This is a genomic window from Polaromonas sp., from assembly GCF_012927455.1.
Classification (GTDB): domain Bacteria; phylum Pseudomonadota; class Gammaproteobacteria; order Burkholderiales; family Burkholderiaceae_C; genus Polaromonas.
In genome coordinates this window covers 226,965-246,435 of the sequence record NZ_JABBPE010000002.1, presented here as the reverse complement: position 1 = coordinate 246,435, position 19,471 = coordinate 226,965, and the positions used below count along the sequence as shown (strand labels likewise).

Sequence of the window (19,471 nt, the reverse complement as noted above, 5' to 3'; positions counted from 1 at the left end):
CGGCATCCCCAGACGTCCAACGTGTGGGTGCACGGATTGGCGTCTTCGGCGGTGCATTTGACCCGCCGCATAACGCGCACCTTGCGCTGGCCAAGGCAGCGTTGAAGCAGTTCGGACTGGACGCGCTGTACATCATTCCGACCGGGCAGGCCTGGCATAAATCTAGAGAATTGATAGCACCGCGTCATCGGCTCGCCATGACCCGACTGGCGTTTGAAGATATGCTGCGGGTCGTGGTGGATGACCGTGAGCTTCAACGGGCTGGGCCAACCTTCACGATTGACACACTGCGGGCCCTGCAAGCCGAGAACCCTCAGGCCCGGCTCTACCTGTTCATTGGCGCTGACCAGTTTGCGGCTTTCAGGCAATGGAACCGGTGGGAGGAGATTCTTGAGCTTGCTATAATTTGTATAGCTGATCGTGCACAGTCCACGCTGGCGCAAGCCCAGTTTGAAGCTTACCCAGAGTACAGCAAGCACTTTTTCAAGCTCCAGCTACCCCTGATGCCTGTGAGCGCCACCCAGATTCGCCAGATGATGGCATCAGGTGTCGCCACCGCCGAAGCCATCGCTTCGCTGGTCCCCGAGCCGGTTGCGCGTTATATTTCACTGCACCAGCTGTACAGTTCCCGTTAATTCCTACCTCACTGAAGCAAACACTGCATGACCTCCACCACTGTCAAAACTACCAGCACCGCAGATAAGAAAGATGTGCAGAAATTGCAGCGCGCCATCATCGATGGCTTGGAGGATGTCAAGGCACAGGATATCCAGGTGTTTGACACAGAGCACATTACCTCTCTTTTTGAGCGCGTGATCATCGCTTCAGGAACTTCCAATCGTCAGACCAAAGCCCTCGCCGCCAGTGTGCGCGATGCAGTGCGGGATGCCGGCTTTGCCAAACCCCGCATTGAAGGTGAGGCCAACGGCGAATGGATCATCGTGGACTGCGGCGCCGCGGTTGCCCACATCATGCAGCCGACGATTCGCCAGTACTACCACCTTGAGGAGCTTTGGGGTGACAAACCCGTCAAACTCAAATTGGGTGCGCCCGCACCGCTGGTCAAGGCCTCCAGACCTGAAGTCAAGGTAGCCGCTGAACCTGCAGCAAAACGGAAGCCGGCTGTGAAAGCTGGAGTCCGAAAGTCGGTAAAAGCGCCAGCTAAAGATCCCGTAAAGGTGCTCGCTCACGTTACCGACTCCAGCTACGTGGGCCGGGTGGGTAAAACCAACGATTGGACCGCTAAGCGCAATGCGACAGCGCCCGCCGTTGAGCCGGCTGAAAAGCCACACAGGACAAGCGCCAGGGTTACTGCTAAAACCGCACCAGCAAAATCAGCCGCCCGGCCTGCCGCCAAGACGCCTATCGTCAAAGTACCGGTCGCTAAAAAGGTAGCTGCCAAGAAGGTGGCCGCGAAAACCGCAGCTAAAACAGCTGCCAAATCAGCGGCCAGGAAGCCCGCCGCCAAAAAAGCCGCGCCCCGGAGCCAATGAGGCTAACGATCGTAGCCGTCGGCCAGAAGGTGCCCGACTGGGCGCAGACGGCTTATGACGATTACGCAAAGCGCTTCCCGCCCGAACTGAAGGTAGAGCTGAAGGCCGTTAAAACCGAGCCGCGCGCATCCAAAGCCCTTGATAACCTGCTGGCGGCTGAACGTGGGCGCATTGAAGGAGCCATCACGCGGGGTTGCCGGATAGTCGCGCTTGATGAACGCGGTACCGCGCTCACCACCCTGGCACTTGCCAAAAAACTCAAGAGCTGGCAACTGTCAGGCGACGATGTCGCCATCGTGATTGGCGGGCCGGACGGGCTCGATGCCGGATTCAAGCAAGCCGCGCACGAACGCCTGCGACTGTCAGACCTGACGCTGCCCCATGCCATGGTGCGTGTGCTGTTGATCGAGCAACTTTACCGGGCCTGGAGCATCACGATCAACCATCCGTACCATCGTGAGTAGCTGTATAACCTCCAAGCTTGTCGCTTCGCGTACTGTGCTGCTCTTCGATGGGGCTGTTTCCCTTACAGGCGGCCGGTCAACGGAGCGGGCTGCCACGCGTGCAAGATCATTTGCTCCGGCGCCTCCGGTCGCCTGATCATTTATGTCTCAGTTTATTTATCTTGCCTCGCAAAGCCCGAGGCGTCGGCAGTTGCTTGAGCAGGTTGGCGTTCGCTATGAGTTGTTGTTGCTCGACGCTGACGAAGATACTGAAGCACTGGAAGTTATGCTGAAAAACGAGGCCCCTTCCGCGTATGTCAGGCGGGTCACGGGCCTCAAACTAGACGCGGCCACGGCGCGCCTGAAGCGCCGAAATCTGCCATCCGCGCCTGTTTTGTGTTCGGATACCACTGTAGCGCTGGGGCGCACTATTTACGGCAAACCAGACAATGCCGTGGGAGCAGCAAAAATGTTGCACGAACTGGCGGGCGTCACGCATCGCGTTCTGAGTGCAGTGGCGATACAGTGTGGTCGGCGTCGTTTTGAGGCACTCAGTGTTTCTCGTGTGAGTTTCGATGCCATGACTGCCGCGCAGATCCGCGATTATGTGGCTACCGGCGAGCCCATGGGCAAGGCCGGTGCTTATGCGGTGCAGGGCAGGGTGGCAGTGCATATCAGTCGCATCAGTGGCAGTTACAGTGGCATCATGGGCCTTCCGCTTCGGGAAACGGCGTTGCTGCTGCGGGCGGCCGGTTTAAAAATCTAGTTTTGAACCCACACCGCTGCCAAATCATAGAAAAATTAATGCAACAAGATATCCTGATAAATTGGTCTCCCCAGGAAACCCGGGTTGCCGTGATTGAACAGGGTGCCGTGCAGGAATTGCATGTCGAACGCACGCTGGAGCGCGGCCTGGTTGGCAATGTTTATCTGGGAAAAGTGGCGCGGGTGCTGCCGGGTATGCAGTCGGCCTTCATTGACATTGGCCTGGATCGGGCCGCTTTTCTGCACGTCGCCGACCTGATGAGCAGCATCAACAACCGGCATGCGGACGCCGGTGCACCGCTCACAGTGGGATCTGCACGGGCAACCCCGGCATCGCTTCATCCCATTGAGAAGCAGCTGTTTGAAGGGCAGGCCGTGATGGTGCAGGTGCTGAAGGATTCGATTGGAACCAAGGGTGCGCGGTTGACGGCGCAAATTAGCATTGCTGGCCGTCTGCTGGTTTTTTTACCTCAGGACAATCACGTCGGCGTATCGCAAAAAATTCCACCACGCCAGCGCGAAGATTTACGCCAGCGCGTGCAGGCACTGGCAGGAGAGCTGGGGGGGGGCTTCATTCTTCGTACCAACGGGGAAGAAGCCACCGATGCCGAACTGACAGAAGACATTGCCTACCTGCGCAAAACCTGGTCACGCATCAAGGACGCTGCGCTGCGGTTACCGCCAGCTTCGGTGCTGCACCAGGACCTGAGCCTGTTGCAGCGCGTGTTGCGAGACGTGGTGATGGAGGGCACGCAAACCATTCGCATCGATTCCCGCGATCAGTTTAAAAAACTGCAAGCCTTTGCGGTGGAGTTCATGCCCGCAACCGTGCAAAAACTTCAGCTTTATAGCGGTGAGCGACCCATTTTTGACCTCAACAACGTTGATGAGGAAATTGCCAAGGCGCTAGGGCGACGGGTAGACCTTAAATCGGGCGGGTATCTGATCATCGATCAGACAGAAGCCTTGACCACCATCGACGTGAATACTGGTGGATTTGTCGGTGCCCGGAATTTCGACGACACTATTTTCAAAACCAATGTGGAAGCCGCTCAGGCGATTGCCCGGCAACTTAGGTTGCGCAATCTCGGCGGCATCGTGATCATCGATTTTATCGACATGATCAAGGAAAACCACCGAGACGCGGTGCTGGTGGAGTTCCAGAAGCAGCTGGCACGGGACCGCATTAAAACTACGGTGAACGGATTTTCGGCACTTGGTTTACTGGAAATGACGCGCAAGCGAACCCGGGAGTCGTTGGCTCACCAGTTGTGCGAACCTTGCAGTGCTTGCAGCGGAAAAGGTGTGGTCAAGACGGCGCGCAGCGTGACGTATGACATTTTGCGGGAGATTTTGCGCGAGGCTCGTCAGTTCAATCCTCGTGAATTTCGCGTCGTGGCCTCGCCCAAAGTTATCGAGCTTTTTCTGGATGAGGAAAGTTTGCACCTGGCGAGTTTGAGTGACTTCATAGGCAAGCCTATTTCCCTGCAGTCCGAAGCCGCTATGGCGCAGGAACAGTACGATATTGTTTTGTTATGACGACGAGGAACACCGCCAACCGGCGGCCCATCCCCATTCTGGTGTACCACCAGATCGCTGAAGCACCCGCCAAGGGCAGCCCTTTTAGAAGCTTGTATGTGGCACCGGGGGCTTTTGCGCGGCAGATGGCATGGCTAAAACGGCTGGGCTACACCGGCTTGTCTATGAGTGGTTTGCAGCCATACTTGCGTGGGGAACGGAGCGGAAAAGTTGTCGGCATTACCTTTGATGACGGGTATCGGAACAACCTCGCCCATGCCTTGCCGGCGCTTGTCATGCAGGGTTTTTCGTCCACTTGCTACGCGGTAAGTGGGCTTTTAGGTCTCACCAATGTGTGGGATCAAGGTATCGGTATTGCACAAACGCAGTTAATGAACGAATCAGAGATTCGCCAATGGGTGTCGGCAGGGCAAGAAATTGGGTCGCATACCCGCCGGCACGTGGATCTGATAGTCATGGATGCTGCTGGTTGCCGTGTTGAAATGACGCTGGGGAAAACCGAGCTCGAGTCCTTACTGGGTCAGCCAGTCCACCATTTTTGCTACCCGTATGGGAACTATGAATCTAAGCACGTCGCAATGGCCGGTGAATTGGGCTTTGTGACCGCGACCACGACCCAGCGCGGTCGCTGCCATGCACAGACAGACATGCTGCAATTGCCGCGGGTGCCCGTGTTGCGCTCGACTACACTGCCGGTTTTTTGGCTCAAAATCGCAACCCGCTACGAAGATCGCCGAAAAAGGTGAGCCCGCCTGCCTCAAGCTCAGTTCAGCGCAAACTGCGCATCGCTGTTTTCAATCGGACCTTTTCTTCTACAGGTGGAGGTGCAGAGCGCTATTCCATCGCGTTGGTTGAACAGTTGGCCGCCAGGCACGATATGCACGTGTTTTCGCAGGAGATTGAACACGCCTGGCCGGGGGTCACCTATCACAAGGTTTCTGCGCCGTTTCGGAAGCCGCGCTGGATCAACCAGCTGTGGTTTTCCACGGCCACCTGGTGGGCCACGCGACGTGGTTTTGACGTGGTGCACTCCCACGAAAACACCTGGCATGGTGACGTCCAGACGGTTCACGTCTTGCCGGTCAAATACAACCTGTTTCGTGCGCGCACCGGCTGGCGCCTGATGTCGCGGTGGATCAAGGTTGTGACCAGTCCGCGTCTGCTGGTGTATCTAGGTCTGGAGCGCTTGCGATATGCCGCAAGCCACGGTCTGCAGGTGGTCGTGACTTCTGAGAGCTTGCGGTCCATCATGGCAAGCACCTATCCGGGCTGCAGGGAAATGGTTTCGGTCATCACGCCGGGAATCACGATGCCGGAATTGCCAGTCACAAAGCTGCGAAGAAGCCGGGCGAGGGAGCAATTGGGCTTGCCTACAGCTGGCGCGTGTCTGCTATTTGTTGCCAACGATTACCGCAAGAAAGGCCTTGAGATCCTGCTGCAGGCGTTAGCTCAGTTGCCTTCAGATGTGATGCTGGCAGTGGTGGGAAACTCCTCGCATATTTCGGAGTTTCGCGCGCAAGCAGAAGCTTTAAGGCTGGCTGAACGTGTCTTTTTCCTGGGACCGCTTAAAGATGTTGGCCTCGCATACGAAGCCTCTAATTGCCTGGTGCATCCGACCTTGGAAGACACCTTTGCGATGGTGGTTCTGGAAGCCATGGCGCATGGCTTGCCGGTGGTTGTCAGTGGGCTCAAATATTGCGGCATATCAGGGTTGCTGACGCACGGTGTCAACGCGCTTATTCTGGATGATCCCAAAGATGTCAGTCATTTAACCCATGTTCTTGAGCAACTGTTAGGACACCAAGCTCTTCAGGACCAGCTAGTGCGGGGGGCGATAGACTTTGCCGAAAACTATCAATGGCGCGAAATTGCCTTGAAGCAGGAGGCCATATATTTTTCTGTGGTTGAGGCGAAGAATGCTGCTAGCGCGCTTTAGCCGCCTATGGCTTCAGGCCACCAGTTTAAAATGCTCCCGGCTGAAATCCAGCCCCGTCAGCGTTTCAACCTGCCGCATGAAGTGATATTTGTTTTCTTTGGGCGTTGGCTTGTAGCTCGGATCTATATTTAGAATCTGCTCGGCCTCGGTCGCCAGCCATGCCTGCACGGCCTGTGGATGCGTGCCCGTAAACGGTGCCAGGGCGCGCCGGTCAAACTGGCTATACGTGATTTGCGCGGCCTTCGCTTCTCCCCAGTATTTGCTGACGGTATCGAGTTTTTTTTGCATCTCTTCGTTTCGGCGTATCCAGCCGTAGTGGTAGATATGCGCGCCGGCAAGTGCTGCGTGAGGATTGCGACCTCGTTTGTGCTCGCTGGTGACCAGCCAGTATTGGCCATCAGGCGCGTAGCTGCGGATGGTGTTCCGGATCAAGCGGCATTCGCGGCGGTACCAGCCAGGGCTGATAGAGGTCCACTGAGGTGACCCGTAAAAATGATGGTAATCAAATACCAGCGCTTCCACGGCGGGATTGGCGTGATGCCTTTCGACACTGGCACGTATGGCGGCCAGTTCGGTTTCATGCACGACTTCATCGCCCTCCAGATAAAAAGCCCAGTCACCTGTGCATGAGTACTGTGCGATCATTTTTTGCTGCGCATAGACAAAGCCGCGATCAGCCATGCGTTCATTCCACAGAGTTTCTATGATTCTTATTTTGGGGTCTGCAATGGCCCGTACGCGATCCAAGGTGTCATCGGAGCCTTGCCCAACCGCCACAACCATCTCATCGACCAGTGGTAGCAGGGAGCGGATGGACGCCTCGAATGGAAAACCTAGGTCTACGCCGTTGCGTATGAAGGTGAAGCCACTGATTGATGCACTCATCTGAATATAGACCTTCAGGCGTTAATTTTTAAAGCTGAAATCGCGTAACAGCGGCGGAATGACCAAAAGCTAGGCAGACTGAAAACCAAGCCGGTAAAGGTGTGCATAAGCACCATTTTTATCCAGCAATTCCGTGTGCGTACCAGATTCAATTATTTCGCCGGACTCCATCATGATGATGCGGTCCGCATGCTGAACGGTGGAAAGACGATGTGCAATCACCAGCGACGTACGGTTAAAGGTGAGCCGTTTGATTGCTTCCTGCACGGCCAGCTCGGATTCGGTATCTAGCGCCGATGTGGCTTCATCCAAAACAAGAATGGGCGCGTCTTTGTACAGGGCACGTGCGATTGCAAGCCGCTGGCGCTGGCCGCCGGATAGTTGCATGGCGTTGTGGCCCAGCACGGTGTCCAGGCCATGGGGTAGTTCAGAGAGTAACGTAGCCAGATTGGCGGCTGTAAGACATTCTTTTACTCGGTTAAGATCAATCGGCTGGCCCAACGCTACGTTCTCGGCGATGCTGCTGTTGAGCATCACCACATGTTGGCTCACAAATGCAAACTGCGAGCGCAGCGATGCAAGGTCCCACGTTCTAATCTCCTGACCGTCCAGGTAAATAGTGCCTGCAGTCATTTCGGTAAATCTGGGCAGTAGATTCACCAAGGTTGTTTTTCCGGAGCCCGAAGCCCCGACCAACGCGAGTGTTTCCCCTGCCTTGATAGAGAGGTTGAACTGCTGGAGCGCGGGCGTGGCATCGGTTTTGTAGACGACGCTGACCTTTGAAAACTTAATATCACCGCGCGCCCTGGTTTTGATGAAAGTGCCACCGGTTTCGTCCGGGGTCAGATCCATGAGGTCAAGGCCGCGCTCAAGTGCGGCCAGCCCCCGGATGACCGGCGTGGCCGCGTCCGACAGGCTCTTGACGGGCGAAATCAGCAGCAGCATCGCGGTGACGAAGGCCACAAAGCCACCCACGGTTGTGGTGTTTTCAGCACTCTGCAACAAAGCAATGGAAATCACGGCCGACAGCGCGATGGCCGCCAGCACTTGAGTGATCGCGCTCATGCCTGCATAGGCTGCGGTGGATTTCATTGAGAGGAGGCGCAGGGAATCGCTCAGGACGTTGAAGCGACTGGCTTGGCTGGCTTGAGCGCCATGCAGTCGAACATCCCGGTGGGCCAAGACGTTTTCTTCCACCACATAGGCCAAATCGTCTGTGGCGGTCTGGCTTTCCTTGGTCAGGCGGTACAGGCGCTTGGATAGAACCTGAATTACCGAGGCTACCGCAGGAAACAATAGCGCGACGATCAGCGTCAGCTTCCAGTTCAAATAGACTAAATAGCCGATCAGCGCCAAGAGCGTAAGCACGTCCCGCGCGAGTTTGATGATGGCATTCATCAACAGTGAGGAGCCGTTGAATACTTCATAGACCACGGTATTGGCGATGGCGCTGGAGCTTTGGTCTGAAAATAAAGTTAGCCGGGCACTTAACAGCTTGCCAAACATAGCCTTGCGCAGTCTCAACAAACCGTCGTTGGTAACCTTTGCTAGTGCAAACTGCGCCAAAAATCCGGAAAGTCCCCGGACGGTAAACAGCAGCATCAGGGCCAGTGGAACCAGCCAGACGTTAAATGAATCCCTTTGGAAGCCACGGTCCAGTAGCGGCTTGAGCAGTGCGGGAAGAAAGGGCTCGGTTGCCGAGGCTACGATCGTCGCGCCTATCGCAACCGCCCAGCCTGACCGCGATCCGCTGAAATACGGCCAAACCCGGGAAATTCTGCGAAGCAGGGTCTGCCTTGCTGCTGGTCTAATGGCAGCTGTTTTTGCCGGGTGCTTCATGTGGGGCACTCTTGTTGAGGCGTTGCAATAGTCGGCCTTGCGTTCTTGTGAAGGCCAAGAGCCAACAGCAAGCCAATCAGTACGCAGAAAAAATCACCAATCAACGCGTCGTAGATGCTCGAATTGAAAAGGCAGGCTATGGCCAGGGCCAGCAGGGCGGATTGGGCGGCCCGCGCATACGGTTTTTCCATCCTCAGGGTGTCGTGAAGCACTGCGAGCATCAGACTACAAAGAATGAGGATGCCTGGAATGCCAAGTTGTACGCCCCAAAGCAGGTATTCCTGATGAGGGTTCCAATTGCCGTCAATATCTTTGTGGGCCGGATTGTTCTCGCGTTGAAGCCGGTTGTATTCACTGCTCCAACTGCCGACACCTGACCCTGTAAACGGATGCTGGGCAATGCTCTGGATCGATCTGCGCCAGAGACCCAGTCGGATGCCTGATGATGTCGTGGGCTGTACCTGGGTTGAATACGATTGAACTTCAGTCCTGACCTGTGTCAATCGCTCGCGTATCTTCGGCGAGCTGAAAAACAAAATCAGAACCAGCAGGAAAGGCAGCAGGATAACGGCGGAGCGGTATCGCTTCGGGAGTTCCCACATGATGGCAATGGACAGCAATGCAATCGCAACGATGTGCCCGCTACGTCCGCTCAATACAAAAAACACATTCCCCAAAGAAGTGAAAGCCAAAAAAATCGCAAGGTGCTGGCCAAAACGCCCTGGGGCCAAGCTGCGAAAATGCCAACAGATTGCAGCGAACACGCTGCTTATGATGCCCTGGTCAAGGTAGCTTGAGAACACAGCGTACTCTGTCAGCGCCATGTTGGATGTGGCCCATGGTACGGGCAGATGAGCGAAGAGCATCCATGAGCTTGCTACGAGAAACAGCTGTGCAGCAACAAATGTTCCCAGCGCATACATGGCCTCGCGCCGATCACGAATAAGGGCCATCATCAAAACAATCGCGAGCAGCTTGCCGTATTTGGCCACAGAGCCCAAGGCGTCGGCCAGCGGTGCCACTGTCCAGAAAAGACTGGCAGAAAAAGCGAGTAGGGTGAATAGCACCGCAACCGGTGTGTACGCTTGATTCAGGGATTTTCCTGCCGTGGGATCGCGTTGGGCGAACACCAAAATAGCCAAGCCGCAAAGTAGCAACAAGAGTTTGGATAGGCTGATGATCGCCATCGACAACCCAACAGAAGCCGTCGCCATGCAGATAATAGCTAGCCGGAAATTGATTGTCTTTTTTGGCAAAATAGTTGCAAGGGTGCTGGATAACAAGCCCGCATTATCGGTGAATCCATGGGCGTACACCGAGCGTCCCCGCGATCTGGTTCAGCAGTCAGTCAGCGCATTCCTTGCAGCCTTCACGATTGCGTTAACCGGAATATCGCTCACATCGCGGGTTGCTGACTGCAGGGCGGACCGAAGATGCGCACCTGAAAGCCGCCAGTGCGGACTGATCTCCGAATTGAAAAGTGACACCAGCCTGGTTGCCGTCGTTGCACCCAAATGCATCAGGCCTCCATCGGCTGCAATGAATAAATCCTGCTGATGGATCAGCTCTCGACATTCTGCAAGGCTAGTCTTGTTGACCTGATTGAATGTTTGAAAGGCTTCCGCGAACTCGTTCATGAACATTTGGGCCGCATCTACCGCGTTACTTGACCCTAACAAGGTGAATTCAATTTTCTCCGTTCGTTCATTTAGCAATGCTTTGGCTAGTTGCCCCCAGCGCTGAAAAGTGCGTGACGTATGAACTCCTCCAAAAGCGAACGCGATTTTCTTGATCGTGCTGCGCGCCGCTGGCGGCCCGGCAAGGGGCGCCAGCTTTTGGTCCTGATGTAGGGCAAAGTCTTGCTCGCTTGCTTCATACCCAAGAAGATCAATGATGCGTTGAGTCGCAAATTTTGCGCGGTGAAAGTCCGGGCCGGTGTAAAACCCGTGCATCGAAACCCACGGGTGATTTGGCAGCAAAAGAGACTTAGTCTTTAATGATCTGCCCTTGTGACTCGGCACAATGACAAAATCGTAATGCTGATTTGTAATCGCCCGGGGATCGTCATGCACGCGATTGAACCAGGGATCGCCACGGTATAAGCTTGCGAGGTGACTATCTGTGAAGAGGTCAATGCAAAATCCCTGTTGATGCAATAGGCTGCGAGGTGCCAGATCCATCAGCGAGTCGCCTATTTGCGGAATGCCCTTGTAAAGCCATAGGCCCTTTCTCCAGTTCCGCTCTATGCGATGGCTCAGATGCTCATGCTGACCGGACAACGCAAATACCAATGTGCGGCGAAAATGGCGCCATCCGAGTTTCTTGTACCCTACCTCATTTGTGTAGTCAACTTCGTTGCTTTCCACCCCGCAAGACAACGGCTGTGTGACGGAAATCAAGGCTTGTTTTTTTAACCAGGTTGCGTAAGCGATCATGATTTTTTGTGTCACCTTAAGATATCCCCGCGCTCTAAATGCGTTAATGAACTATGGAGTGGATATTGTTTCATGAAGATTTCAGCCGTATTGATCGTGTGCAATGAAGCGTCAAATCTCGAGGCTTGCGTCAAGTCAGTGTCTTGGGCAGACGAGTGCGTTGTCTTGGAACATGGCAGCACGGACAACACCGTCAAAATTGCTCGCGATCTTAACGTTGCGGTTTTGCAGACGACGGATTGGCTAGGCTTTGGCGTGCAGAAGAATCGTGCCATTGACGCTGCGACCGGTGAATGGATACTGTCGATTGATGCTGATGAGCGCGTCACGCCTGAATTGGCCCTGGAGATTTTTGATGCCCTAGAAAAGGCTAAAATAACAAGCGGAAGCATCGCATTTGAGATACCACGCTTGACCCAATTTTGCGGCGTATGGATTCGGCACTGCGGCTGGACACCTGACTACGTGCTCAGGTTGTTTAAGCGTGGCGAGGCGCGCTTTAGCGACGATCTTGTGCACGAAAAATTACAGCTCATTGGCGCCAACACCACTGTTGTCCGTTTGAATCATCCGCTTTTGCACTACAGTTATCCGACCCCTGAACACTATTGGCGCAAGCTCCAGCGCTACAGCAAGGACTGGGCTCGCCAACGGCATGCGCGTGGGCAAAAGACCTCCATTGCGCGCGCTGCGTTGTCCGCCTTCACTGCTTTTGTACGCAGCTATGTGTTGCAGTTGGGTTTTTTAGATGGCGCTATGGGCTTTGCAGTGTGTACCATGCAGGCCCAATCAGCATTTGGCAAATATTTTGAGTTGTATTGTTTGGGCCGTGAACATGACAAGTAATTTTTTCTCTCAGACTTCGCTGAAGCGTCGCGCCACTCTCAAGGGCTTGGCGGGTGTGGGATTGTTCGCCAGTTCTGCGGGCTATGCCATTGCACAATTTCGCGTAGAGGTCTCGGGCGTGGGCATGACGCAGTTGCCTATTGCCATTGCCACCTTTCGCGGAGAAGCCCAGTCGCCCCAAAAAATTGGCTCTATTGTCAAGGCTGATCTTGAACGTAGCGGCATGTTTCGCGCAGTCGATACTGCCGGTGTTGTGGCAGATGAAAGCACCCGCCCGGATATTGCCGCTTGGCGGCAAAAAGGGGCGGACGCGATGGTGACCGGAAGCGTTTCACCTCTCGCCGACGGGCGCTTTGATGTGCGGCTTCGCCTTTGGGATATTGTGCGCGGGCTGGACTTGGGTGGCCAAAGCTTCACCGTGACTCAGGCGGATTTGCGGTTGTCGGCGCACCGCATTTCTGACTTTGTGTATGAGAAGTTGACCGGCGAAAAAGGCATTTTCTCCACACGTATCGCCTACGTGACAAAGGTCGGCACGCGCTTTAACCTCTGGGTAGCAGACTCTGATGGTGAAGGTGCCCAATCGGCACTTACCAGCCCGGAACCCATCATTTCGCCTTCATGGTCGCCCAATGGTTCCCAGCTGGCATATGTCTCTTTCGAATCTCGCAAGCCTGTCATCTATGCGCACGATGTTGCGACGGGCAAACGGCGGCTGCTTGCCAATTTTAGGGGCTCCAACAGTGCGCCTGCTTGGTCGCCCGACGGGAAACAGCTGGTCGCCACACTGACCCGGGACGGTGGGTCGCAAATTTATGCCATTGGCCTCAATGGCGGCGACCCCAAGAGGCTGACGCAGTCCTCCAGCATCGACACCGAACCGACCTATTCGGCTGATGGAAAAACCATCTATTTCGTGAGTGATCGTGGCGGTTCTCCGCAGATATACCGCATGAGTCCTACGGGAGGTAACCCCGAAAGGGTGACGTTTACGGGGAGCTACAACATCTCCCCCGCAGTCAGCCCCGATGGGCGATGGCTTGCCTATGTTTCAAGGGTAGGCGGCGCATTCAAGCTGCACGTTATGGAACTTGCCGGCGGAAAAGTTACACCGATTACCGATACCGCAGGCGATGAGAGCCCGAGTTTCGCGCCCAATAGCCGCCTTATTGTTTATGCCACCAATCAGCAAGGCAAAGAAACACTCATGACTACTACCCTGGACGGCAAGATCAAGGCCAGATTGTCTGGCGCCAGCGGTGACATCCGCGAACCCGATTGGGGCCCCTTTCAGCGGTAAAACCACTTTTGAATTCATCAAATTTTTTTAATTTTCTAACTGAGGTAATCAATGAAGCGCGTCCTTTTCTCTATCGTCTCCTCCCTTGTCCTTGCTGCCACACTGGCGGCTTGCAGCTCTGGCGTCAAGCTTGATGATGTTCCGGTGGAAGACAGAACAGCCGGGGCAAAACAAACGGACCCTGCGGCAGGGGCTGGTGCCCGCGGCGTAGCACCGGTGCAGATTGGCGCCACGGACGATTCCGCAGCAGGACCCGTCAACACGGCCAAAGTCGTTTATTTTGATTTCGACAGCTACGTGGTCAAGCCCGAATTCCAGGGGGTCATTGAGGCGCATGCGAAATACCTGACTTCCAACAAGGCCCGCAAAATGGCAATCGAAGGTCATACGGACGAACGCGGTGGGCGTGAGTACAACCTGGCACTCGGTCAAAAGCGCTCCGAAGCCGTGCGCCGTGCGCTAGGATTGCTGGGCGTCGCAGATGCTCAAGTGGAAGCCGTGAGTTTCGGGAAAGAAAAGCCCGCCGCCTCCGGTTCGGATGAAGAGTCGATGGCCAAAAATCGCCGGGCTGAAATTTACTACCGTTAAGCCAGGAGCTGAACCGTGAATATGTTCAAGACTGCTGCGGCAGTTGCGGCCTGCGTGCTCGCATTTAGCGCACAGGCCGCCCTGTTTGAAGACGACGAGGCGCGCCGGGCTGTGCTCGATTTGCGGCAAAAGCTCGACGCGTCGCAACAGCGCATAGCCGATGACCTGAGAAGGGCCAACGACGACAATGCCCAGCTGCGCCGCAGCATGCTCGACCTGTCCAACCAGATTGAGGCGCAGCGCAACGAGATGGCTAACCTGCGTGGGCAAAACGAACAGCTTGCGAAAGGCGTTGCCGACATTCAGCGTACCCAGAAGGATCTGACGCAAGGCGTTGACGAACGTCTGCGAAAGTTTGAGCCCGGCAAAGTTGCGCTGGATGGCAAGGAATTTGTTGCCGAACCCGCTGAAAAGCAGGAATTCGAGGCTGCACTTGCCACCCTGCGCAAGGGCGATTTCGCTGCTGCGCAGACAAGCTTCGTGAACTTCATGAAGCGTTATCCCCAAAGCGGCTATCAATCGTCGTCGCTGTTCTGGCTTGGCAACGCCCAGTATGCCTTGCGAAACTATCGCGACGCAGTGACCAATTTCCGCAGTCTGGTGGCAGCAGAGCCCGGCCACGCACGGGCGCCTGAAGCGCTGTTGTCGATGGCCAATTGCCAAGTGGAGCTCAAGGACGTCAAGTCAGCGCGCAAGACGCTGGATGAGCTCGTGAAAACCTATCCGCAGTCGGAAGCGGCCTCTGTGGCCAAAGAGCGGCTGGCAAAGCTAAAGTAGCCCGATCCGGGATTTCCATTCCCACCTAAAATTGGGGCATGGAAATTTCCGGAATCAACTCGCTAACCACCCAGGTTCTCTGGACTGGCTTTATCCTCTCAGTAATTTTTGGTGCCATTTCACAGCGCACCCATTTTTGCACCATGGGTGCCGTCAGCGATATTGTGAACATGGGGGACTGGACGCGTATGCGCATGTGGGGTATGGCGATTGGTGTGGCCATGATTGGATTTTTCGGCATGGCGGCAGCCGGCCTGATTGATCCCGCCAAAACTCTGTACGCTTCTAATCGTTTCATCTGGCTCTCGGCTCTGGTTGGCGGCGCCATATTCGGCTTTGGCATGGTGCTGTCTTCCGGTTGTGGCAGCAAGACACTGGTGCGCATCGGTGGCGGGAGCCTCAAATCGCTCGTCGTTTTTGCTGTCATGGGTATTGCTGCTTTTGCCACGCTCAAAGGCATCACCGCAGTGGTCCGCGTGGCCACGGTAGACCGTGTGGCCGTCGACTTCCCCAGCAATGCTGCGCTACCAAACTGGTTGGGCGGTGTCATGGGCGTGGCGCCCGCCGCTGCCGGACTGGGTTTGGCCTTATTGATTGGATCAAGCCTGATCGTCTGGGCCCTGTGCGGCAGGGATTTTCGCCGCTTCGACAATCTGCTTGCCGGGCTGGGTATTGGTGCTGTGGTAGTGGCCATGTGGTGGGTCAGCGCCAAGCTGGGTTATGCGGCCGAGCATCCAGAAACCCTGCAAGAAGCATTTATCGCCACCAATTCAGGCAGAGCTGAGGCCATGAGCTTTGTTTCTCCCGTGGCTTACACCCTGGACTGGGTCATGTTTTTTAGCGACAAAAGCAAAGTTCTTACATTGGGCATTGTGTCGGTGTTTGGTGTCGTGGCAGGCTCAGCCCTGTACGCTTTACTGTCACGCAATTTTCGATGGGAAGGCTTTCGTGATGCACAGGACACCGGCAACCACTTGGTCGGCGCCACCCTGATGGGGGTCGGCGGTGTGGCCGCCATGGGTTGCACGATAGGGCAGGGCTTGTCCGGCATTTCGACCTTAAGTGCCACCAGCTTTGTCGCGCTGGCAGCGATATTGGCGGGCGGTGTCACCGGCCTTAAATTCCAGATCTGGCGGCTTGAGCGCTCGCTCTGAAGCTCGATATTCCCGCAGCAGCATGACATCCGTCGCAGCGTCCATTCCTGCCGATCTTGATCGGCGCTTCGGCGGCCTGGCGCGGTTGTACGGTACGGCCGGTGCCAGTCGCATACGTGCTGCGCATATTGTGGTGGTGGGGCTGGGTGGCGTCGGTTCCTGGGCGGCGGAGGCCGCCGCGCGTAGCGGTGTGGCCAGATTGACGCTGGTCGATCTCGACCACATCGCCGAATCCAATATCAACAGACAGGTTCATGCGCTGGACGATACTTTGGGGCAGGCCAAAGTGCAGGCCATGCGCGCACGCATTGCCCACATCAACCCAGAGTGCAAGGTGGGATGCATCGAAGAGTTTGTTGATGCCGCCAACTGGCCCGAGGTTCTTGAATTGGGCAGCACTTTCGACTGGACGCAACTCGCCGTCATAGACGCCTGTGATCAGGTGAGGGCCAAGACTGCCATGGCGGCCTGGGCCGTAAAGAACAAAGTTACCTTGATCAGCGTCGGCGCTGCGGGCGGTAAGCGACTGGCACACCGTGTTGACATTGAGGATTTATCCCTCGTCACGCACGACCCCTTGCTAGCGCAGATGCGCTATCGCCTGCGCAAAGAGCATGGCGTAGCCCGCATTGGCAAGATCGGCGTGGCTTGTGTGTTCAGTCGCGAAGCCGTGCTACAGCCTGCTGCCGTGAGTGCACCTGATGCGCAGCAAAGTAAGCAGGAAACGGGTAAGGAAGCACCAGGCGACACACTGATCCAAAGCGATGGCAGCCTTAATTGTCACGGCTATGGATCTGTAGTTACCGTCACGTCCACCTTTGGCGTTTGCGCCACTGGGTGGGTGCTCAGCAAAATTGCCGGGTAGTTTTTCAAAGCCTTTAAAAATGACGCTATAATTTGAGGCTGTGCTGCAGGCAACGCAGCACTATTCGGGAGAAATCCTTGGGACCTTAGCTCAGTTGGTAGAGCAGCGGACTTTTAATCCGTTTGTCGTGGGTTCGACCCCCGCAGGTCCCACCAAATAAGCCTTATTTGGCACTGGAAACCCCGCTATTTAAATGATAGCGGGGTTTTTTTATTTGCCTGTGTTGCATATCTGGTGCACGTTTTGGCGTCGATGGATTTTTGGTTTTGATTCCCGTAGCGATGTTTTAGCCGATTGCCCCGAAGGACTCGCGAAGGTCGCGCATCACCACTCGGACGGATCAAGTAGCCCGAGTAAATTCATCCCTGATGGTGACAGGTCTTTTCAGTCATGACGGATCGATTGATGAAGGTACTACAGAGGCAGTCCGGGAAGCCGCTCTACGCCTGAAAACCGCATGTATAAAGGGTTTCCAGAAAAAAGGTGACGAGCCTTTACCCCGGCACTGGCTCCGCAGTTAGGGCTGCTTGGTTCCCCATCTGACCCGGTTGGCCGCTTTACCATGCGGGAAGGCCCGTCACGTTCTATTGTAAGGGAGTTGGCGATGGTCTCCGCGTGGCGGGCAGATTAAAGCCGGGTAAAAATAATTTACGCGAATGATGTCCGCGTGGCTGTTGATCAGTCCCGGCACAGCGCGTTGGCCCTTTGAGGTCTATACCGGAGGGGCTTCCCGGCCAATTTAGAATATCTGCATGTCCTATCTCGTTCTTGCCCGCAAATACCGCCCCCGAAATTTCTCTGAAATGGTGGGGCAGTCGCATGTGGTGCAGGCCTTGGGCAATGCGCTCAGCACCCAGCGCTTGCACCATGCCTATCTGTTCACCGGAACTCGGGGCGTGGGCAAGACGACGATTTCGCGCATTCTGGCCAAGTCGCTTAATTGCACGGGCGTCGATGGGCAGGGGGGCATCACGGACCAGCCTTGCGGCGTCTGCCAAGCCTGCCTGGACATTGACAGCGGTCGCTTTGTTGACTACACCGAGCTGGACGCGGCGTCCAACCGGGGGGTGGATGAAATTGCGCAGCTGCTGGAACAGGCGGTTTACAAGCCGGTGGTGGGACGCTTCAAGGTGTTCATGATTGACGAGGTTCACATGCTCACGAACACAGCGTTCAACGCCATGCTCAAGACGCTGGAAGAGCCGCCCGAATACCTCAAGTTTGTGCTGGCCACGACCGACCCGCAAAAAGTGCCGGCCACCGTGCTGTCGCGCTGCCTGCAGTTCAATTTGCGGCCGATGGCGCCCGAGACGGTGCTTGAACACCTGGTGCAGGTGCTGTCTCTGGAGAACGTGCCGGCTGAGCCGCAGGCGCTGCGCCTGTTGGCGCGCGCGGCGCGTGGCTCCATGCGTGACGCGCTGTCTTTGACCGACCAGGCGATTGCCTTTGGTTCGGGCCAACTGGATGAAGCCAGCGTGCGCACCATGCTGGGCAGCGTGGACCGCAGCTATGTGTTTCGGCTGCTCGATGCGCTGGCGCGTGGCGATGGCCGCACCGTGGTGGAAACCTCTGAAGCGCTGCGCCTCAATGGCCTGAGTGCCGCTTCAACGCTGGAAGAAATGACGACCGTGCTGCAACGCATGGCGGTGCTGCAGGCGGTGCCTGAGATGGCCGCTGGCGATGATGATGCGGACCCCGAAATAGCTGAAACGGCACGGCTGGCCCACTCCCTGCCGTCTGATGAAACCCAGTTGCTCTATAGCCTGTGCCTGCATGGCCGTGGCGAACTGGGCCTGGCGCCCGATGAATACGCCGCACTGACCATGGTGCTGCTGCGCCTGCTGGCCTTCAAACCGGCCGGGAAAGTGGCGGCTGCACAGGCCCCCGCGGCGGGGAGTGCCGCCGCGCACCCAAAAAAGCCGCAGCCTGAGCTTCCTGCCTTGGGCCGGATCGAAGCGGTCGAAGCCAGCGCTCCTGTCGCGTCACACAAGCGGGTATCAGCAGCGACACCGGTGCCAGTTGCAGAGCCAGTGCCACTGCCTGGCACTGCTTTAGTCCCGATTAAGGAGTCAAATCTGGCTCTAGCCCAATCAGAACGGGCGCTACCAGCTATCAATTCAGGAGCGTCGGTGGAGTTGTCAGCTGCGGCTACGTCGCGCCTGCAGCCTGCTCTGACCAATGTGAGCGCCGCCCCGGCGGATAGTTCACTCGGCGACGTCTGGAGCCAGGCTGTAAGCCAGCTGGTGGCCGCCGAAGCGGTGGCCGCGCTGACGCGCGAGTTGGCCTTGCAGTCTGAACTTCGCAGCCAGCAGGGTGGCGTGTGGACCTTGCGCGTTGAGCGCGAGTCGCTGAGCCAGCCCTCCGCGCGGGACAAGCTGCAGGCCGCACTGCACCAAGTGCTGGGCGACACTGCCGTGCAGCTGGCCGTGGAAGTGGGCACTGTGAGCGATACCCCGGCACGCCGCAACGCCGCCGCGCTTGCCGAGCGCCAGCGCGGCGCCGAAGAGATGATTTACAACGACCCTCTGGTGCAGGGCCTGATTCGCGACTGGGGCGCCAAAATCGTTCCGGGCAGCATCAAGCCGCTTGCGTCCAAGCCGATATGA

Annotated in this window: 18 protein-coding genes, 1 tRNA gene and 1 other RNA gene; 15 read left to right on the top strand and 5 right to left on the bottom strand. The window is 56.3% G+C overall.

All coding sequences use genetic code 11. From position 1 onward, the window contains the following. Nucleotides 1–23: 23 nt before the first annotated feature. The 7 genes from nadD to HHJ18_RS01670 all read left to right on the top strand — a co-directional run bounded on the left by nadD (nucleotide 24) and on the right by HHJ18_RS01670 (nucleotide 6,176). On the top strand, nucleotides 24–635 hold the full coding sequence (gene nadD / locus HHJ18_RS01700; protein ID WP_296910900.1) for a nicotinate (nicotinamide) nucleotide adenylyltransferase: 612 nt from the start codon (nucleotides 24–26) through the stop codon (nucleotides 633–635). A 27-nt stretch (nucleotides 636–662) separates the two neighbouring features. Continuing rightward, a complete protein-coding gene (gene rsfS, locus HHJ18_RS01695) occupies nucleotides 663–1,493 on the top strand; it encodes a ribosome silencing factor (protein ID WP_296910898.1) in 831 nt (276 codons plus the stop codon). Next, the gene (gene rlmH / locus HHJ18_RS01690) at nucleotides 1,490–1,957 is read left to right on the top strand and encodes a 23S rRNA (pseudouridine(1915)-N(3))-methyltransferase RlmH (RefSeq protein ID WP_296910896.1); all 468 of its coding nucleotides are present in this window, start codon (nucleotides 1,490–1,492) and stop codon (nucleotides 1,955–1,957) included. The genes rsfS and rlmH overlap by 4 nt, the downstream gene beginning before the upstream one ends. Nucleotides 1,958–2,099: 142 nt before the next feature. Then, nucleotides 2,100–2,702 carry a Maf family protein gene (locus HHJ18_RS01685; RefSeq protein WP_296910893.1) on the top strand — a complete coding sequence of 201 codons (603 nt, stop codon included), beginning with the start codon at nucleotides 2,100–2,102 and terminating at the stop codon, nucleotides 2,700–2,702. A gap of 38 nt (nucleotides 2,703–2,740) precedes the next feature. Further along, on the top strand, nucleotides 2,741–4,240 hold the full coding sequence (gene rng, locus HHJ18_RS01680) for a ribonuclease G (RefSeq protein ID WP_296910891.1): 1,500 nt from the start codon (nucleotides 2,741–2,743) through the stop codon (nucleotides 4,238–4,240). After that, entirely contained in the window at nucleotides 4,237–4,986 is a 750-nt protein-coding gene (locus tag HHJ18_RS01675) for a polysaccharide deacetylase family protein (RefSeq protein ID WP_296910889.1), read from the top strand. The genes rng and HHJ18_RS01675 overlap by 4 nt, the downstream gene beginning before the upstream one ends. Further along, complete coding sequence (locus HHJ18_RS01670) at nucleotides 4,941–6,176, top strand: glycosyltransferase family 4 protein (RefSeq protein ID WP_296910887.1); 1,236 nt, start codon at nucleotides 4,941–4,943, stop codon at nucleotides 6,174–6,176. Before HHJ18_RS01675 ends, HHJ18_RS01670 begins: the two co-directional genes overlap by 46 nt. A gap of 12 nt (nucleotides 6,177–6,188) precedes the next feature. Here HHJ18_RS01670 and HHJ18_RS01665 read toward each other — a convergent pair whose 3' ends face one another. The 4 genes from HHJ18_RS01665 to HHJ18_RS01650 form a co-directional block, all read right to left on the bottom strand. Beyond that, on the bottom strand, nucleotides 6,189–7,061 hold the full coding sequence (locus HHJ18_RS01665) for a glycosyltransferase (RefSeq protein ID WP_296910885.1): 873 nt from the start codon (nucleotides 7,059–7,061) through the stop codon (nucleotides 6,189–6,191). 69 nt (nucleotides 7,062–7,130) lie between these two features. Continuing rightward, entirely contained in the window at nucleotides 7,131–8,900 is a 1,770-nt protein-coding gene (gene msbA, locus HHJ18_RS01660; protein ID WP_296910883.1) for a lipid A export permease/ATP-binding protein MsbA, read from the bottom strand. Next, entirely contained in the window at nucleotides 8,897–10,183 is a 1,287-nt protein-coding gene (locus HHJ18_RS01655) for an O-antigen ligase family protein (protein WP_296910881.1), read from the bottom strand. The genes msbA and HHJ18_RS01655 overlap by 4 nt, the downstream gene beginning before the upstream one ends. A 54-nt stretch (nucleotides 10,184–10,237) precedes the next feature. Further along, the gene (locus tag HHJ18_RS01650) at nucleotides 10,238–11,335 is read right to left on the bottom strand and encodes a glycosyltransferase family 9 protein (protein WP_296910879.1); all 1,098 of its coding nucleotides are present in this window, start codon (nucleotides 11,333–11,335) and stop codon (nucleotides 10,238–10,240) included. Nucleotides 11,336–11,407: 72 nt separating this feature from the next. Between HHJ18_RS01650 and HHJ18_RS01645 the strand changes: the two genes are divergently transcribed. From HHJ18_RS01645 to HHJ18_RS01615, 7 genes are all read left to right on the top strand, one after another. Further along, nucleotides 11,408–12,181 carry a glycosyltransferase family 2 protein gene (locus HHJ18_RS01645; RefSeq protein WP_296910877.1) on the top strand — a complete coding sequence of 258 codons (774 nt, stop codon included), beginning with the start codon at nucleotides 11,408–11,410 and terminating at the stop codon, nucleotides 12,179–12,181. Then, nucleotides 12,132–13,481, top strand: a complete 1,350-nt coding sequence (tolB, locus tag HHJ18_RS01640) for a Tol-Pal system beta propeller repeat protein TolB (protein WP_296910875.1) — start codon at nucleotides 12,132–12,134, stop codon at nucleotides 13,479–13,481. Before HHJ18_RS01645 ends, tolB begins: the two co-directional genes overlap by 50 nt. Nucleotides 13,482–13,532: 51 nt before the next feature. Beyond that, the gene (gene pal / locus HHJ18_RS01635; protein WP_296910873.1) at nucleotides 13,533–14,069 is read left to right on the top strand and encodes a peptidoglycan-associated lipoprotein Pal; all 537 of its coding nucleotides are present in this window, start codon (nucleotides 13,533–13,535) and stop codon (nucleotides 14,067–14,069) included. Between the two features lie 21 nt (nucleotides 14,070–14,090). Next, nucleotides 14,091–14,846 carry a tol-pal system protein YbgF gene (gene ybgF / locus HHJ18_RS01630; protein WP_296911884.1) on the top strand — a complete coding sequence of 252 codons (756 nt, stop codon included), beginning with the start codon at nucleotides 14,091–14,093 and terminating at the stop codon, nucleotides 14,844–14,846. Between the two features lie 38 nt (nucleotides 14,847–14,884). Next, on the top strand, nucleotides 14,885–16,000 hold the full coding sequence (locus HHJ18_RS01625) for a YeeE/YedE family protein (protein WP_296910871.1): 1,116 nt from the start codon (nucleotides 14,885–14,887) through the stop codon (nucleotides 15,998–16,000). A 22-nt stretch (nucleotides 16,001–16,022) separates the two neighbouring features. Next, the gene (locus HHJ18_RS01620; RefSeq protein ID WP_296910869.1) at nucleotides 16,023–16,865 is read left to right on the top strand and encodes a tRNA threonylcarbamoyladenosine dehydratase; all 843 of its coding nucleotides are present in this window, start codon (nucleotides 16,023–16,025) and stop codon (nucleotides 16,863–16,865) included. 79 nt (nucleotides 16,866–16,944) lie between these two features. Then, nucleotides 16,945–17,020 (top strand) — tRNA-Lys (locus HHJ18_RS01615). A gap of 327 nt (nucleotides 17,021–17,347) precedes the next feature. On the opposite strand, the gene ffs is transcribed toward HHJ18_RS01615, so the two are convergent. Next, nucleotides 17,348–17,444, bottom strand: an RNA gene (gene ffs / locus HHJ18_RS01610) — signal recognition particle sRNA small type. A gap of 173 nt (nucleotides 17,445–17,617) precedes the next feature. On the opposite strand from ffs, the gene dnaX reads away from it, so the two are divergent. Further along, nucleotides 17,618–19,471, top strand: a complete 1,854-nt coding sequence (gene dnaX, locus HHJ18_RS01605) for a DNA polymerase III subunit gamma/tau (protein ID WP_296910866.1) — start codon at nucleotides 17,618–17,620, stop codon at nucleotides 19,469–19,471.

Bases quoted from the DNA above. Each gene is read 5' to 3' on its own strand.
- HHJ18_RS01620 (WP_296910869.1), top strand. From the start codon at position 16,023: ATGACATCCGTCGCAGCGTCCATTCCTGCCGATCTTGATCGGCGCTTC.
- rng (WP_296910891.1), top strand. From the start codon at position 2,741: ATGCAACAAGATATCCTGATAAATTGGTCTCCCCAGGAAACCCGGGTT.
- HHJ18_RS01665 (WP_296910885.1), bottom strand. From the start codon at position 7,061: ATGAGTGCATCAATCAGTGGCTTCACCTTCATACGCAACGGCGTAGAC.
- HHJ18_RS01650 (WP_296910879.1), bottom strand. From the start codon at position 11,335: ATGATCGCTTACGCAACCTGGTTAAAAAAACAAGCCTTGATTTCCGTC.
- HHJ18_RS01625 (WP_296910871.1), top strand. From the start codon at position 14,885: ATGGAAATTTCCGGAATCAACTCGCTAACCACCCAGGTTCTCTGGACT.
- rsfS (WP_296910898.1), top strand. From the start codon at position 663: ATGACCTCCACCACTGTCAAAACTACCAGCACCGCAGATAAGAAAGAT.
- ybgF (WP_296911884.1), top strand. From the start codon at position 14,091: ATGTTCAAGACTGCTGCGGCAGTTGCGGCCTGCGTGCTCGCATTTAGC.
- rlmH (WP_296910896.1), top strand. From the start codon at position 1,490: ATGAGGCTAACGATCGTAGCCGTCGGCCAGAAGGTGCCCGACTGGGCG.
- msbA (WP_296910883.1), bottom strand. From the start codon at position 8,900: ATGAAGCACCCGGCAAAAACAGCTGCCATTAGACCAGCAGCAAGGCAG.
- pal (WP_296910873.1), top strand. From the start codon at position 13,533: ATGAAGCGCGTCCTTTTCTCTATCGTCTCCTCCCTTGTCCTTGCTGCC.
- HHJ18_RS01645 (WP_296910877.1), top strand. From the start codon at position 11,408: ATGAAGATTTCAGCCGTATTGATCGTGTGCAATGAAGCGTCAAATCTC.
- HHJ18_RS01685 (WP_296910893.1), top strand. From the start codon at position 2,100: ATGTCTCAGTTTATTTATCTTGCCTCGCAAAGCCCGAGGCGTCGGCAG.
- HHJ18_RS01675 (WP_296910889.1), top strand. From the start codon at position 4,237: ATGACGACGAGGAACACCGCCAACCGGCGGCCCATCCCCATTCTGGTG.
- dnaX (WP_296910866.1), top strand. From the start codon at position 17,618: ATGTCCTATCTCGTTCTTGCCCGCAAATACCGCCCCCGAAATTTCTCT.